Origin of the sequence: Bacillus safensis FO-36b (assembly GCF_000691165.1) — a bacterium.
In the GTDB taxonomy this organism is placed as follows: Bacteria; Bacillota; Bacilli; order Bacillales; family Bacillaceae; genus Bacillus; species Bacillus safensis.
In genome coordinates this window covers 48,638-62,191 of record NZ_ASJD01000008.1, presented here as the reverse complement: position 1 = coordinate 62,191, position 13,554 = coordinate 48,638, and the positions used below count along the sequence as shown (strand labels likewise).

The window sequence follows — 13,554 nt, the reverse complement described above, 5'->3', positions numbered from 1 at the left end:
ACAGTGTCTTATCGAATTGTGATTGTGGATGATCATTATGTTGTGAGAGAAGGATTAAAATTAATTCTTGAAACAGACGAAAGATTTGAAGTTGTTGGAGAAGCAGAAGATGGAGGAAAGGGGTTAGATGTCATAAAAGAAAAATCCCCAGACCTTGTATTACTTGACCTCAACATGCCTATGATGAGCGGGCTTGATATGCTTAGAGAAATGCAGTCTCTTCAAATAAAAGTTCCCGTACTCATTCTGACTACTTATAATGAAGAGAACTTAATGATTCAAGGGTTACAGCTTGGTGCAAAAGGCTACCTCTTAAAGGATACCAGCAGAGAAAACTTATTTAATACAATTGAAGCAGCCATCAGAGGAGACATTTTACTTCAATCAAATGTGGCCTCAAAGGTGTTTGAATCAACCGCACACAAAGAACCTCAAGAAAAATTGAAAACAGACAACCACTCGCTTACCGAAAAAGAGATGCTCGTTTTGCAAGCAGTAGCTAGAGGGTTCCGGAGTAAGGAAATTGCATTCGATATGGGAATTTCTGAAAGAACTGTAAAAGCACATTTAACAAACATTTATCAAAAACTAAATGTGACATCAAGAGCTGAAGCAATTAAAACATCAATAGAATTAGGAATCATTCATTTTTAGATTTCATTCTCTTCATAGGGGCATAGGGGAAGTCGAATAAGTATAAGATTGTGAAAGTGCAATAAGGATTTACCCGAATGAGCTATATATTGATCTGCAAAACATAACCTCAAGCAGGTACAAGAAAGGAAGGACAAAATGTCCTTCTTTGTTCGCATTGATACAAATTCCAAGTGGTACCGTTGTGCAGCAGCTTCTTAAAAGGCACCCTTCAAGACAAAAACTGGTTTATCGTATCCTCACACTCAATCAGGAACAAACTCTTGGGAGAGAGGGGCCTCGAACCACAAAGCCAAGAACGAAATTGGGTGGATTCTTAAATATCCCACATGGAGAACAGGCTTTTCAAAGTCTTAAGATCAACTTTATATGATTAACAATAAGGAGCCAGCAAAGGCTCTTTTTTTGTGCTCATCAATTGCAACACAAAAACTTCAGCCTCTGTTATGGAACCAGAAAGAGATTTGGTCAAACGGATAGCTCAAATTGTCATCGGAACGAGGAAAGATATAGCACGTTTTGAGAGAAATGAACTTAAAATTAAAAAGGATGTGTTTGAGGAGAAAGATTTGCCAGCCTAACTATTTCATTTTCATTTGTTCTTCCCCCCAATAACAAATCGCATCTAATACAGGGATCAATGATAATCCCTTTTCCGATAAACTATATTCTACTTTTGGAGGCACTTGAGGATATTCTTTACGATTAATTAACTGATCTGCTTCAAGTTCTTTTAGTGTATTGGTTAATGTTTTAAAAGAGATTGCCCCAAGCAATCGCTTCAACTGATTATAGCGAATAGGAGCATTGTTTGCATATAAAGCATACAGTACCGTCATCTTATATTTCCCACCAATTAATGATAAAGTGTACCCAAATCCAGTTTCTTTTAGATCAACATGAGCTGTAAAGGATTCTTCGGTCATTTTACACTCTCCTTTAGGTTAGTATCGCACTTTAATTACCGTACTTGTAGTACGTTATAGCATACAATAAAATGAATGTACATCAAAATATGATGAAAAATAATAAAAAGGGTGAATGAATCATGAAAACAATTGTCTATGCACATCCTTGGGACGGAAGCTATAATCATGCCATTTTGACTTCCATTACAGAAAATCTAGAAACAAAGAGAGAACCATTTCAAGTGATCGATTTATATAAAGATGGGTTCAATCCCGTTTTTTCAGCTGAGGAATTGAAGTATTTTCATAAAGGAGAAACGCCTTATCAATTAGTTAAGGATTATCAAAAGAAATTAAGTCAGTCAACTGAATTAATATTTATATTTCCTGTCTGGTGGTGGGATTTACCTGCAATTTTAAAAGGATTTATTGATAAAGTCATGTTAAGAGGTTTCGCATTCTTGGAAGATAAAAACACTGGGGCTTTAAAAGGTTTATTGACACATATTAAAAAAACAACCGTGATCTCAACATCTACAACAGATAAGGATTATATAGAATCTGAAGGCGGGAATGCGATTCAAAGCGTTTTTATTAACAGAACTCTTGCTGACTTGGGAATTAAAAATGAATCCACGAAATGGATTCATTTTTCGGGAGTTAACTTAACAACAGATGAAAAGAGAAAGCAATTTTTAAAAGAAATATCCCAGAATATTTGATTTACAGTACCAACAAATTCGGTAACAAATCAAGGAAGCCCAAAAAGGCCCAACCTCTACGACCGATTTAATTTATTGAGAAGGTCGTAGAAGTTTTTGAAATTTAAAAGAGGTGAGATTTAGACAAACAAAAGGATAGACCTGTACAAGAAGGTAAAGCTTTGTAACTTAAGTTCTATACGTTCAGCAGACTCTTAATCACCAGTCCTTTAAGCAAAAACAAATCGAGCCTGCTCATAACCGGCAGCTAAAGAATGCCCACTGCCAATTACAGCAACTGTTTTATTCTAATAACGATTTGTTGCGTAATTAATAAAGGCTACTTTAAAATGGCTGAAAATAATTGATATTCATTAAAGAAAATACTTACTCATACCATTTTTAAAGATAGGCAGGGTCTTAGTCACTAGCTCTTCTGATGAAATAGGTCTACCATCCTTATTCCATGTGTATGCAGCTCCGTATATCCCCCAACTTAGCATAGTAGATAGGATTGTTATCAATTGTTTATCCTCTAATTCAATCGTATTTTCAGTTCCTTTTAGCACAAGATCAGCTATGAGCTTCTGTAACTCCTCTTTAATTTTACTTTCTATAATCGTTCCTAAAGAATGATAACCTTTAGGACATAATTCGCTTAGCTCTTTATGGTGATCACACATGGCTAGAAAAATATTTGCAATGACTTTTTCATTGAATCCATCGTGATCATTTAGTCTTTTTTTCAATTTGTCTGTAAATGTATTGGTGATTGTAGAATGTAATAAATCAAATTTATCGTCAAAGTGCGCATAAAATGTAGCGCGGTTAATAGTAGCCTTTTCTGTGATATCACGTACCGTTATATTGTTGAAATCTTTTTCACTAGCTAACGAAAGAAAAGAGTCTACAATCAATTGTCTTGTACGAAGTGTTCTTGGATCTTTTTTTGGCATAATCATTTTTTCTTCTCCTTTTAAGGGTTCATATGGTGTTTAAAAACGACAATACAATAGAAGTGTTGCGTAAACAACATATTGGCTATTTTGGTTATTGTTTATTATTCTTTTTCATCTTATTATCAAATTATACAACGCGCGTTGCTTAAATAACACATGTTATTACGAAAAAGTTTTGATCAAGGAATTAATTGTGATCATTCAGAATAACAAAAGGAGATAGAAGACCATGAACATCACTATTTTTGGGGCAACTGGTGCAATCGGTCAACTTTTAACACAGTTTGCATTAGAAAACGGAGATTTCGTTACGGTATATGTTAGAAACCCTGAGAAAATCAAGCAAAAGCATTCGAATTTACGCATTGTAACGGGGGAACTAACGAACACTTCAGCTATTGAAACGGCAGTTTCAGAAGCTGATGTCGTGATAAGCACCTTAGGCCCCGGGATTGATTTGTCGCGAAAACGAAAAGGCACACCGATTGCCGACGGACATAACCGGATTGTCAAAGCGATGAAGAAGTTCACCAAAAAAAGATTGATTACACTCGCGACGCCAGCCTTGCAATCTGAAGACGATAAGAAAAGCTTATCGACGATACTGCCGAGAATACTGCCTAAACTTTTCATGCCAAATGGTTATGCCGAAATGAAGAAGATAGGAGAACTGATTAAACAATCAAACCTGGATTGGACAGTCGTTCGAATCATTAATCCTAATATCAAATACAAAGGGCAATCTTACGGTTATTCATTCGGCGATCAGCCAGCTAAAATGTCCGTATCAAGGGAAAATGTCGCTAAACTCATGTATGACGCCGCTAGGCAAAGCCAATTAATCGGAAAAATGCCCATTGTCTATAATCATTAATTCAGCTTTTTGTGTGAGGGTGTTGATTCAGCAAAAATTATAGGAATCATACCGAAAATATTGTTTAGATGAAACATGTAAATTCTTTTTATAAGTATTCAAAAAATGTTTAGGCATAAAAAACATTCATCAAAATCATAGAGGAGACAATAATCATGTCAAAAGTATTATTTGTTAAAGGAACACCCCAAAGTGAGGAACAATCAAGAAGTACGCAAGTTGCTAGAGCATTTATCAATGAATATAAGGAAGTAAATCCAACGGATGAAATAATAGAAGTAGATGTCTATTATGCAAATGTTCCATTAATTGATGCTGATTTTTTAACTGGACAAAAGAAGTTAAGAAGTGGCGAAGCGCTAACAGATGTTGAAGCACAAAAAATAGAAGCAGTGAATGCATTCACAAAGCAATTTATGGAAGCAGATAAATACATCATTCAGTCTTCAATGTGGAATTTAGGAATCCAACCATTATTAAAAGCCTATTTTGATACAATCATGAGTGCTGGAAAAACGTTTAAATATACAGCAGAAGGTCCAGAAGGATTGATCAAAGGAAAAAAAGCAGTCCATATTCATGGAATGGGAGGATTTTATTCGCAGGCAATTGGAATGGAACATTCCGATTCTTACGTGAGAGGTGCGCTAAAGTTTGTTGGAATTGAAGTGGAACCAACGATTTTTGTTGAAGGTATTGACTATGATCCAACTAAGAAAGAAGAAGTTGTTGCTGCAGCAATTGAAAAGGCAAAAGCGGCAGCACGAACTTTTTAAAAAAGAGCTTTGGTGGGATTCGTTAAAAAGATGTTTATTAACATAATCCCCCTCGCACATTCATCAAAATCATAAAGGGGGAACATATGATGAAAGTAGAAATTTGGTCTGATTTTGTTTGTCCGTTTTGTTATATTGGCAAACGTCAATTTGAAATAGGGTTAGAACAGTTTGAACATAAAGAAGAGGTAGAAGTCTTATTTCGTCATTTTCAATTAGATCCATATGCGAAAAAAAATACAGGAATGGATATCCATCAAGTATTATCCTCCAAGCATGGTGTCCCATATGAAAAAGCAAAAGTACTGAACAATCAATTGAAACAGAAAGCAAAAGATGTTGGATTAGATTATCAATTTGATACAATGATTCCCACGAATTCATATGATGCACTTCGTCTTTCTTATTATGCAAAAGAGAAAGGGAAGATACGGGAGTTTATGGAGCGTATTTTGAAAGCTCATTTCACGGATTCACTAGATATCGGTGATCACGCAACACTTGCTCAACTTACAAGTGAAATAGGTCTTGATGGCAACGAAGCTTTGGATGTTTTAGCAAATGATAAATATAGCGAGAATATTGCAGCTGATAGAGCCGAGGGATCAAAAATTGGGATTCAGGGCGTTCCCTTTTACGTAGTGAATGATAAATATGTCATCTCAGGAGCACAACCTAGCGAAGTATTTTTAGAAACATTACAACAGGTTTGGAAAGAAGAGTACGCGAATGCTAAGGTTGAAGAGCATAAATTAGAGTCGTTGCTCGATGATTATTGTTCAGATGGAACATGTAAATTTTAATGGATAATCAAAAAAGATAGAAATTACAAAAAAATAATATAGTATCTCAAGGCTCAGGTATTGTTGTTCTAAATCTTGTAGTAGTGCCAACATCATCGGTGCTTGTGTTATATAGCTGCATTAAATACTACTTTATAATTAATCGTTTACTTCCAAAAAAATCAAAGGGGTTTAGCGATATGAAAAATACAATTTTTCAAGGCACAATAGAGCATTCAGGATTTGTAGTACCCGATATCGAAGCAGCAGTTGAATTCTTCACTAATATTTTGGGTTTTGAAGTCTTGTTCCGGCCAGGACGGATGCACTTTGAAGACGATAGTTTTAAAAGATACTTTGGGGTTCACGATCATTCAGTTGTAGAAGGGGCGGCATTTTTGCAATACGGCGGTAGAAAGATCGAACTGGTCCAATGGTCGACGCCAGATCAACAGAATGTTGACCTAAAACCGAGTGATATCGGTGTAGCTCATTTAGCTATTACAGTGACCAATATAGAAGAGGCTTTGAAATATTTTGCAGAACAGTCTGATGTTAAAGTTAGAGAGCTGAGCCCTCTTGGATTTTTCTATATCACAACATCATGGGGGATGGAGATTCAAATAATGGAATGACGCTAATATGTATTCTCATTTCCTAGTTTACATAATATATATTCTAGGAAGTTATCCATTAAACGAATTTCTCTTGTCTCATAATTAAGTATACTTATCTTATTGAGACAAAATAGAAAAAATCAAAATCTGCCGTTTATTCGCCAGATTTTGATTCATCAAGATATTTAATGATTTTCGCAGGATTTCCGCCAACCACCACGTTTGCTGGAACACTTTTTGTCACAACGGCACCAGATGCAATGACAGCATTGTCACCAATTGTGACACCTGGATTAATAATAGCACCGCCGCCAATCCATACATGGTTTCCAATGGTGACTGGTTTGCCGAATTCAATGCCCTTTGCACGTTCTATCGGATCAAGCGGGTGTCCAGCCGTATAAATATGTACATTCGGACCTAATAAACAGTGATGTCCAATGGTAATTTTGCAAACGTCTAAAAATACTGCATCAAAATTTGCAAAAAAATGCTCACCAATCTCGATATTGTATCCGTAATCGCACTGCAGTCTTCCTTCAAAAACGACATCATTTCCGCAAGCGCCTAATAATTCCTTTAAAATGGATGTTCTTTTTCTTTGCTGATTGGTTTGCTGATATGCGTATGTCAATTGTCTGGCTCTTTCACGATCTGCGATCAGTGTTTGGTCACTAGATACATAATGTTCTCCTTGGATCATTTTTTCCTTTTCACTTTTCATGTTGATCTCCTCCTCCCTTCTATTTATACCGATGCGATATGATTACATCCTACCGCCCCCTTTATGTTTATTTTACCTTCTCATCATAAGAATTGGGAAGGAATGATTTCTTTTGACTAGAATTGACCTTGTTCCTCCAGCAAGTTATTTACGAATCAGCAAGTCTCATTTATAATCGAGTAGATTTGTTCAATAACATATATATCTTTAAATGTGAGGGATTTGATGGAATTAAAGTGGTATAAAGCAATTATTGTGATCTTTACGATGTCTGGAATCTCCATTTCTACATGGTTTTCACGGACACCGGAAGTGAGAGATTTATTACAAGCAAACACAGGAACAATGGGTCTTATTTTACTTGGTTTATCCGTTGGTTCAATTGTTGGGCTTGTTCTTTCAAATGTATTCGTCCGCAAAAAAGGCGGCCGAGTGGCGATTGTGATCAGTGCTTTTTTGATGTTCCTTGGATTTACTACTCTTGCCATTGGTTCAACACTCTCTTCTATCTTTGTCGTCACTTCTGGTCTTTTTCTTTTTGGCGCAGGCTCTGGCATGTGTAATGTAGCGATGAACTTAGAAGGAACAGAGATTGAATACAGCATCAAGAAAACCATTCTGCCTATATTGCACGCTTCCTTTAGTATTGGGACTTTAATTGGAGCAGGTGCTGGTATTCTTTTTATCCATCTAGGCATCTCTGTATTGATACACCTTCTCGCTATTGCCCTTCTGCTGTTCCTCAGCATATTGATTTGTACACGGTTTATTCCGCATGGGACAGGAAAGGATCAGCATGAGAAGCTGCCCGATACAGTTGAGTCTAGTCAAACGGCATGGCTGAACAAACGAACGATATCTCTTGCGATGATCGCCTTATGTCTTGCGTTTGTCGAAGGCTCGGCCAATGATTGGATTCCACTTGCAATGGTAGATGGCTACCAAGTTTCACATTCCATGAGTACAGTCATCTATGCTTTGTTTTTGTGCGGCATGATTAGCGGCAGACTGATCAGCGGACGTTTGATCGATCGCTTTGGCAGAGTGTTATTGCTAAGAGTTGCGATTTTATCAGCAGCTGCCGGCCTATTTTTAGTCATTTTAAAAATTTCACTTGTTGTATGTATGATATCGATCTTTTTATGGGGACTTGGCGCATCTTTAGGCTTTCCGCTGACCATTTCTGCAGCTGGCGATGATAGCAGGTACGCTGTCAAACGCGTCAGTATTGTGACCTTATCTGGTTACACAGCCTCCCTTTCCGGTCCTCCTATATTAGGGCTGCTTGCCAATCAAGTAGGACTGCTTCATGCCTTTATCTTTGTTCTATTTGCCATATGTATTGCAGGAATCTTTACTAAAGCTGTAGCAAAACCGCATTCATTACAAGCTCACTAAAAGTGTCTGATCCATGATCATGGCACTTTTTTTAAATTTAAAAAATAAAATTGAAACCTTTCATGAAGTGAAACAGTCCTATAGATGTCCTGATGTTTATCGCTTTTTTAAAGAGGGAAAGTAAAAAAATAAGACTTTTCAAATAACTGAAAACGTGGTAAGATCATGAAAATAACCAGGAAGGGGTGAGAAAAATGAAAAAAAATATGCTATTAAAATTAGGTGTTTTATGCATAGCACTTGCAAGTTTTCATTTGTTCTCAATGCCTCATTCCGTTCAGGTATACCATCATGCAAAGGTGGTTGCCGATCAAGAATCACATGAAATGAAAATCGTTCAGACAATGGGCGATGAAAAGAAACAAAAACATGTGAGCGCAGTATTTGCCGCATTTACAGCACTGCTGATTATTGGCAGTATGACAGCTGGATTTGCACGCATCACTCATACTGATCGATTTGACCGGAAAAAGAAGCATTTACTTGCAGTGTTCTACCAATCTTCTTATTTCCGACTAGCTCGTGTTTAACCCAACCATCTAAATCAAAACAAAAATTGGGAGGTTTTACACGATGTTATTTTTCTTAAGAATTTTCATTCTAGGTCTATTCTCTGTCACTTCACTTTCTCTTTTCGTCTACCAAGGAATTGAAGTAGTGCACGCCATTTCAAGCATGTTTGGCAACCACGAGAGCTAAAAGACCCGTATATAAAAGAAACCCCCTGCGACTGGCAGGGGGTTTTCGTTTGCTTATTTATTGTCATCTGGCACACGTTCAGGCGTCAGAAGGACATGAGTCACTTCTCCCTGCTCTTCCTCATCTACAATAAACGATCCATTGCTATAACGGTCATTTGCTCTTAGAGTAGAGATTTCAAGCGGAATCGTTGTACCCTTTTCTGTATCTATTTCAAGTGTATCGTGCAGAGATGCAGCGATCACAGCCACAATACGGTGCGGGTTTTTCTTTAATTCTCTCAGCATAAGAACCCCGCGTTTCGCTCTTGATGTTTTATCAAACTCAGAGAGGTTCATTCGCTTTACAGCCCCTCTTTGTGTCGTGAGCACAAGGACATCGTTTTTCGGATCGATGATCTGGCCAGAGACTACCTCGTCCCCTTCCTTCAAATTGATTCCTTTGACGCCGGCCGCTCTCGGTCCAACAACACTTACTTCTTCTTCATCAAACCACAAACCGTAACCATTTTTCGTTGCAATAAACAATTCCTGCTGTCCTGTTGTGACATGAACATCGACGAGTTCATCGTCACCTTTTAGGTTCAAGGCGACAAGCGGTTTCGAATAACGCTGCGCTTTATATTGAAGAAGCTCTGTTTTCTTCACCATTCCACCTTTCGTAAAGAATAAAAGATATGATGTTTCATCAAATTCTTTTATTGGAATGGCTTTTTGGATTGATTCCTCGCGATCAATCGAAATGATATTCGTAATATGCTGCCCCATGTCTTTCCAGCGTATATCTGGCAGCTGATGAACAGGACAATAAATGTAGCTTCCTTTATTCGTAAACAGCAGAAGAACATCCGTTGTATTCATTTCAAACTGATGAATCAAACGGTCAGTATCCTTCATGCCAAAGTCCTTACCGTTAGAGGCAGCATAGGAGCGCTGGCTTGTTCGCTTGATGTAACCATCCTTCGTGACTGTCACATAAACATCCTCTGATGCGATCATCACTTCAAGGTTAATCTTAATTTCTTCGATTTTTTCCTCAATAACGGATCTTCTCTCATCAGCATATGTCTTTTTGAGCTTTTTCAGGCTGTTTGTAATGACCTTCAGCAGCTTTTTCTCGTTCGCTAAAATGTCTTCAAGCTCTGCTATCCGCACATCTAGCTCTCTTGCTTCGTCTCTTAATTGCGTAATATCTGTATTCGTTAAACGATATAACTGGAGTGAAACAATCGCTTCTGATTGTGCTTCTGTAAAGTCATATTTCGCCATCAAGTTGTTCTTTGCATCACGCTTATCATTAGAGGAGCGGATTGTGGCAATGACTTCATCTAAGATGGAAAGTGCCTTAATTAAACCGTCGACAATATGGTGGCGTTCCTTCGCTTTTCGAAGCTCGTACGCTGAACGGTTTGTCACCACTTCTTTTTGATGGGCAATATATGCATCTAGTATAGTTGTCAGCGTCATTAAGGTCGGTCTTCGATTATGTATCGCTACCATATTAAAGTTATATGGGATTTGCAGATCTGAGTTTTTATATAAGAAATTCAGCACGCCATTTGCATCTGCTTCTTTTTTCAGCTCTACTACGATTCGAAGCCCAGTACGGTCTGTCTCATCTCGGACCTCTGAAATGCCTTCTACTTTTCTTTCAATTCGGAACTCGTCCATCTTTTTGACAAGGTTCGCCTTATTCACTTCGTAAGGAATTTCTGTGATCACGATTTGCTGGCGTCCGCCGCGGATGGTTTCAATCTCCGCTTTGCCTCGAATCATAATCTTTCCTTTTCCTGTTTCATACGCCTTCTTAATACCGTCTACACCTTGAATGATACCGCCTGTTGGGAAATCTGGCCCTTTGATGACCGTCATTAAATCCTCAACCGTACAATGCGGCTGTTCGATTCGTTTAATAACGCCATCAATAACTTCTCCCAAGTGATGCGGAGGGATATCAGTGGCATAACCTGCTGAAATCCCTGTTGATCCATTCACGAGAAGGTTTGGGAACATCGCTGGTAATACAACGGGCTCTTTACTTGTATCATCAAAGTTTGCGACAAATTCGACCGTTTCCTTGTCTAAGTCCTTTAAAAGCTCTGAAGCAATAGCAGACAGCCTTGCTTCCGTATAACGCATGGCAGCAGGCGGATCTCCATCGATACTCCCGTTATTCCCGTGCATCTCAATCAGTACATTCCGTACTTTCCACTCCTGACTCATTCTTACCATCGCTTCATAAACAGATGAGTCTCCGTGCGGGTGATAGTTACCAATCACGTTACCGACTGTTTTAGCGGCTTTACGGAAGTTTTTATCCTGCGTATTTCCTTCTGCATACATCGCATATAAAATTCTTCGTTGTACAGGTTTTAGTCCATCACGTGCATCTGGAAGCGCACGGTCTTGGATAATATATTTACTATAGCGGCCAAAGCGGTCACCGATTACTTCTTCTAATGGTAAATCATGAAATCGTTCTTGTTGTGCCATGTTTAAACCTCCTCAGCTAGCGACAAGTTTTCATTTTCAAGAATGTTGCTTTCCTCATCAAGTCCAAAGGCGACATTCTTTTCAATCCATTTACGGCGTGGTTCTACTTTGTCACCCATTAGAGTTGTGACGCGGCGTTCCACACGTGCAGCATCATCAATTTTGACCCTGACAAGTGTTCTCGATTCTGGATTCATTGTCGTTTCCCATAGCTGGTCGGCATTCATTTCACCTAACCCTTTGTAGCGCTGAATCGTGTACCCTTTTCCAACTTTCTTCAGTACGTCATCCATTTCTTCATCAGACCATGCGTACTCAATAATCTCTTTTTTCCCTGAGCCTTTGCTGACTTTATATAAAGGCGGGAGTGCAATAAACACTTTGCCATGCTCAATCAGCGGCTTCATATAGCGGTAGAAGAATGTTAAGAGAAGTACTTGAATATGCGCTCCATCCGTATCCGCATCTGTCATGATCACGATTTTGTCATAATTGATGTCTTCTACATTAAAATCGACACCGACGCCTCCACCAATTGCATGAATAATGGTGTTGATTTCTTCGTTTTTGAAAATATCAGCAAGCTTTGCTTTTTCTGTATTGATGACCTTTCCGCGCAGCGGCAGTACCGCCTGGAATTTACGGTCGCGCCCCTGTTTTGCTGACCCGCCCGCAGAGTCACCCTCTACTAGATATAGTTCGTTTCTTGCTGGGTTTCTAGATTGAGCAGGTGTTAATTTTCCGCTCAGTGTTGCTTCAGACTTTTTCCGTTTCTTGCCGCTCCTCGCTTCTTCACGTGCTCTTCTAGCAGCCTCTCTTGCCTGCTGCGCTTTAATCGCTTTTTTCACAAGAAGAGTGGCTGTTTCCCGGTTTTCTTCAAGGAAATACGCAAGTTTTTCAGAAATAACAGCATCAACAGCTGAACGTGCCTCACTTGTCCCAAGCTTTCCTTTTGTCTGCCCTTCAAATTGAAGCAGCTCTTCAGGAATTCTGACAGAAATAATAGCAGACAGTCCTTCGCGAATATCAGTGCCTTCTAAATTTTTGTCTTTTTCTTTTAAAAGAGCGACTTTGCGAGCATATTCGTTAAAGGCTCTCGTCATGGCCGTTTTGGCACCAGACTCATGTGTACCGCCATCTTTTGTTCTGACGTTATTAACGAATGAAAGGATATTTTCCGAATAGCCATCATTAAATTGAAAAGCAAAATCTACTTCGATGGACTGATGCTCTCCTTCAAACGAGACGACTTCACTTAGAACATCTTTTTCTTCATTTAAATAAGCAACAAAGGCTTCAATGCCTGTCTCATAATAAAAGGTCTCCTGTACATCATGCCGTTCATCGATCAGCTCTATTTTTAATCCTTTTAATAAAAAGGCAGATTCTCTTAAACGCTCTGATAATGTATCGAAATTATAAGTCGTAACACTGAACATGGTAGGGTCCGGCTTAAAATGAATCAGTGTTCCCGTTTTTTTCGATTTTCCGACTTTTTCAAGTGATGTGACAGGTTTACCGCCGTTTTCAAAGCGCTGATGATAAATAAATCCGTCACGTTCAATTGTGACAGTGAGCCATTCTGACAGCGCGTTCACAACAGATGCCCCAACTCCGTGAAGGCCACCACTTGTTTTATATCCGCCTTGACCAAATTTTCCGCCTGCGTGCAGGACCGTTAAAATGATCTCAGGTGTCGGTTTTCCAAGCTTATGCATACCAGTAGGCATTCCACGCCCTTTATCTTGGACGGAAATGCTGTTATCTTTATGTATTTTGACAATGATATGATCTCCATGGCCAGCGAGCACTTCATCAACAGAGTTGTCTACAATCTCATAGACAAGGTGATGAAGACCGCGCGAATCCGTAGATCCAATATACATCCCTGGACGTTTACGGACCGCTTCAAGCCCCTCTAGCACCTGAATAGAATCATCGTTATAATCTACTTGCTGCTTTTTAACCAA

14 protein-coding genes are annotated in these 13,554 nt (G+C 38.7%); 9 read left to right on the top strand and 5 right to left on the bottom strand.

Annotation, left to right across the window (positions count from 1 at the left end):
* Window positions 1-3 precede the first annotated feature (3 nt).
* A complete protein-coding gene (locus BA81_RS15315) occupies window positions 4-654 on the top strand; it encodes a response regulator (RefSeq protein ID WP_034283472.1) in 651 nt (216 codons plus the stop codon).
* A 581-nt stretch (window positions 655-1,235) separates the two neighbouring features.
* Here the strand turns inward: BA81_RS15315 and BA81_RS15305 are convergent.
* Window positions 1,236-1,580, bottom strand: coding sequence for a winged helix-turn-helix transcriptional regulator (locus BA81_RS15305; RefSeq protein ID WP_034283468.1), 345 nt, complete (start codon window positions 1,578-1,580; stop codon window positions 1,236-1,238).
* 122 nt (window positions 1,581-1,702) lie between these two features.
* Between BA81_RS15305 and BA81_RS15300 the strand changes: the two genes are divergently transcribed.
* The gene (locus tag BA81_RS15300; RefSeq protein WP_034283466.1) at window positions 1,703-2,284 is read left to right on the top strand and encodes an NAD(P)H-dependent oxidoreductase; all 582 of its coding nucleotides are present in this window, start codon (window positions 1,703-1,705) and stop codon (window positions 2,282-2,284) included.
* 353 nt (window positions 2,285-2,637) lie between these two features.
* Here the strand turns inward: BA81_RS15300 and BA81_RS15295 are convergent, their stop codons facing one another.
* On the bottom strand, window positions 2,638-3,225 hold the full coding sequence (locus BA81_RS15295; RefSeq protein ID WP_034283465.1) for a TetR/AcrR family transcriptional regulator: 588 nt from the start codon (window positions 3,223-3,225) through the stop codon (window positions 2,638-2,640).
* A 226-nt stretch (window positions 3,226-3,451) separates the two neighbouring features.
* Between BA81_RS15295 and BA81_RS15290 the strand changes: the two genes are divergently transcribed.
* The 4 genes from BA81_RS15290 (at window position 3,452) to BA81_RS15275 (ending at window position 6,289) form a co-directional block, all read left to right on the top strand.
* Window positions 3,452-4,096, top strand: a complete 645-nt coding sequence (locus BA81_RS15290) for an NAD(P)-dependent oxidoreductase (RefSeq protein ID WP_034283464.1) — start codon at window positions 3,452-3,454, stop codon at window positions 4,094-4,096.
* A 155-nt stretch (window positions 4,097-4,251) separates the two neighbouring features.
* Window positions 4,252-4,872, top strand: a complete 621-nt coding sequence (locus tag BA81_RS15285) for an FMN-dependent NADH-azoreductase (RefSeq protein ID WP_034283463.1) — start codon at window positions 4,252-4,254, stop codon at window positions 4,870-4,872.
* An 89-nt stretch (window positions 4,873-4,961) separates the two neighbouring features.
* On the top strand, window positions 4,962-5,675 hold the full coding sequence (locus BA81_RS15280; RefSeq protein WP_034283462.1) for a DsbA family oxidoreductase: 714 nt from the start codon (window positions 4,962-4,964) through the stop codon (window positions 5,673-5,675).
* A 179-nt stretch (window positions 5,676-5,854) separates the two neighbouring features.
* Window positions 5,855-6,289 (top strand): VOC family protein, encoded by a 435-nt coding sequence (locus tag BA81_RS15275; RefSeq protein ID WP_034283460.1) that lies wholly within the window; start codon window positions 5,855-5,857, stop codon window positions 6,287-6,289.
* A gap of 136 nt (window positions 6,290-6,425) precedes the next feature.
* On the opposite strand, the gene BA81_RS15270 is transcribed toward BA81_RS15275, so the two are convergent.
* On the bottom strand, window positions 6,426-6,995 hold the full coding sequence (locus BA81_RS15270; protein ID WP_034283458.1) for a sugar O-acetyltransferase: 570 nt from the start codon (window positions 6,993-6,995) through the stop codon (window positions 6,426-6,428).
* Between the two features lie 225 nt (window positions 6,996-7,220).
* On the opposite strand from BA81_RS15270, the gene BA81_RS15265 reads away from it, so the two are divergent.
* From BA81_RS15265 to BA81_RS20090, 3 genes are all read left to right on the top strand, one after another.
* Window positions 7,221-8,393, top strand: coding sequence for an MFS transporter (locus BA81_RS15265; RefSeq protein WP_034283457.1), 1,173 nt, complete (start codon window positions 7,221-7,223; stop codon window positions 8,391-8,393).
* Window positions 8,394-8,587: 194 nt separating this feature from the next.
* A complete protein-coding gene (locus tag BA81_RS15260; RefSeq protein ID WP_034283456.1) occupies window positions 8,588-8,923 on the top strand; it encodes a hypothetical protein in 336 nt (111 codons plus the stop codon).
* 43 nt (window positions 8,924-8,966) lie between these two features.
* Window positions 8,967-9,092, top strand: a complete 126-nt coding sequence (locus BA81_RS20090) for a hypothetical protein (protein ID WP_255222231.1) — start codon at window positions 8,967-8,969, stop codon at window positions 9,090-9,092.
* 53 nt (window positions 9,093-9,145) lie between these two features.
* Here BA81_RS20090 and parC read toward each other — a convergent pair whose 3' ends face one another.
* Together parC and parE are read right to left on the bottom strand one after the other, a co-directional pair.
* The gene (gene parC, locus BA81_RS15255; RefSeq protein WP_034283455.1) at window positions 9,146-11,584 is read right to left on the bottom strand and encodes a DNA topoisomerase IV subunit A; all 2,439 of its coding nucleotides are present in this window, start codon (window positions 11,582-11,584) and stop codon (window positions 9,146-9,148) included.
* A gap of 2 nt (window positions 11,585-11,586) precedes the next feature.
* Window positions 11,587-13,554: a DNA topoisomerase IV subunit B gene (gene parE, locus BA81_RS15250; protein WP_034283454.1), complete on the bottom strand. Its 1,968-nt coding sequence runs from the start codon at window positions 13,552-13,554 to the stop codon at window positions 11,587-11,589.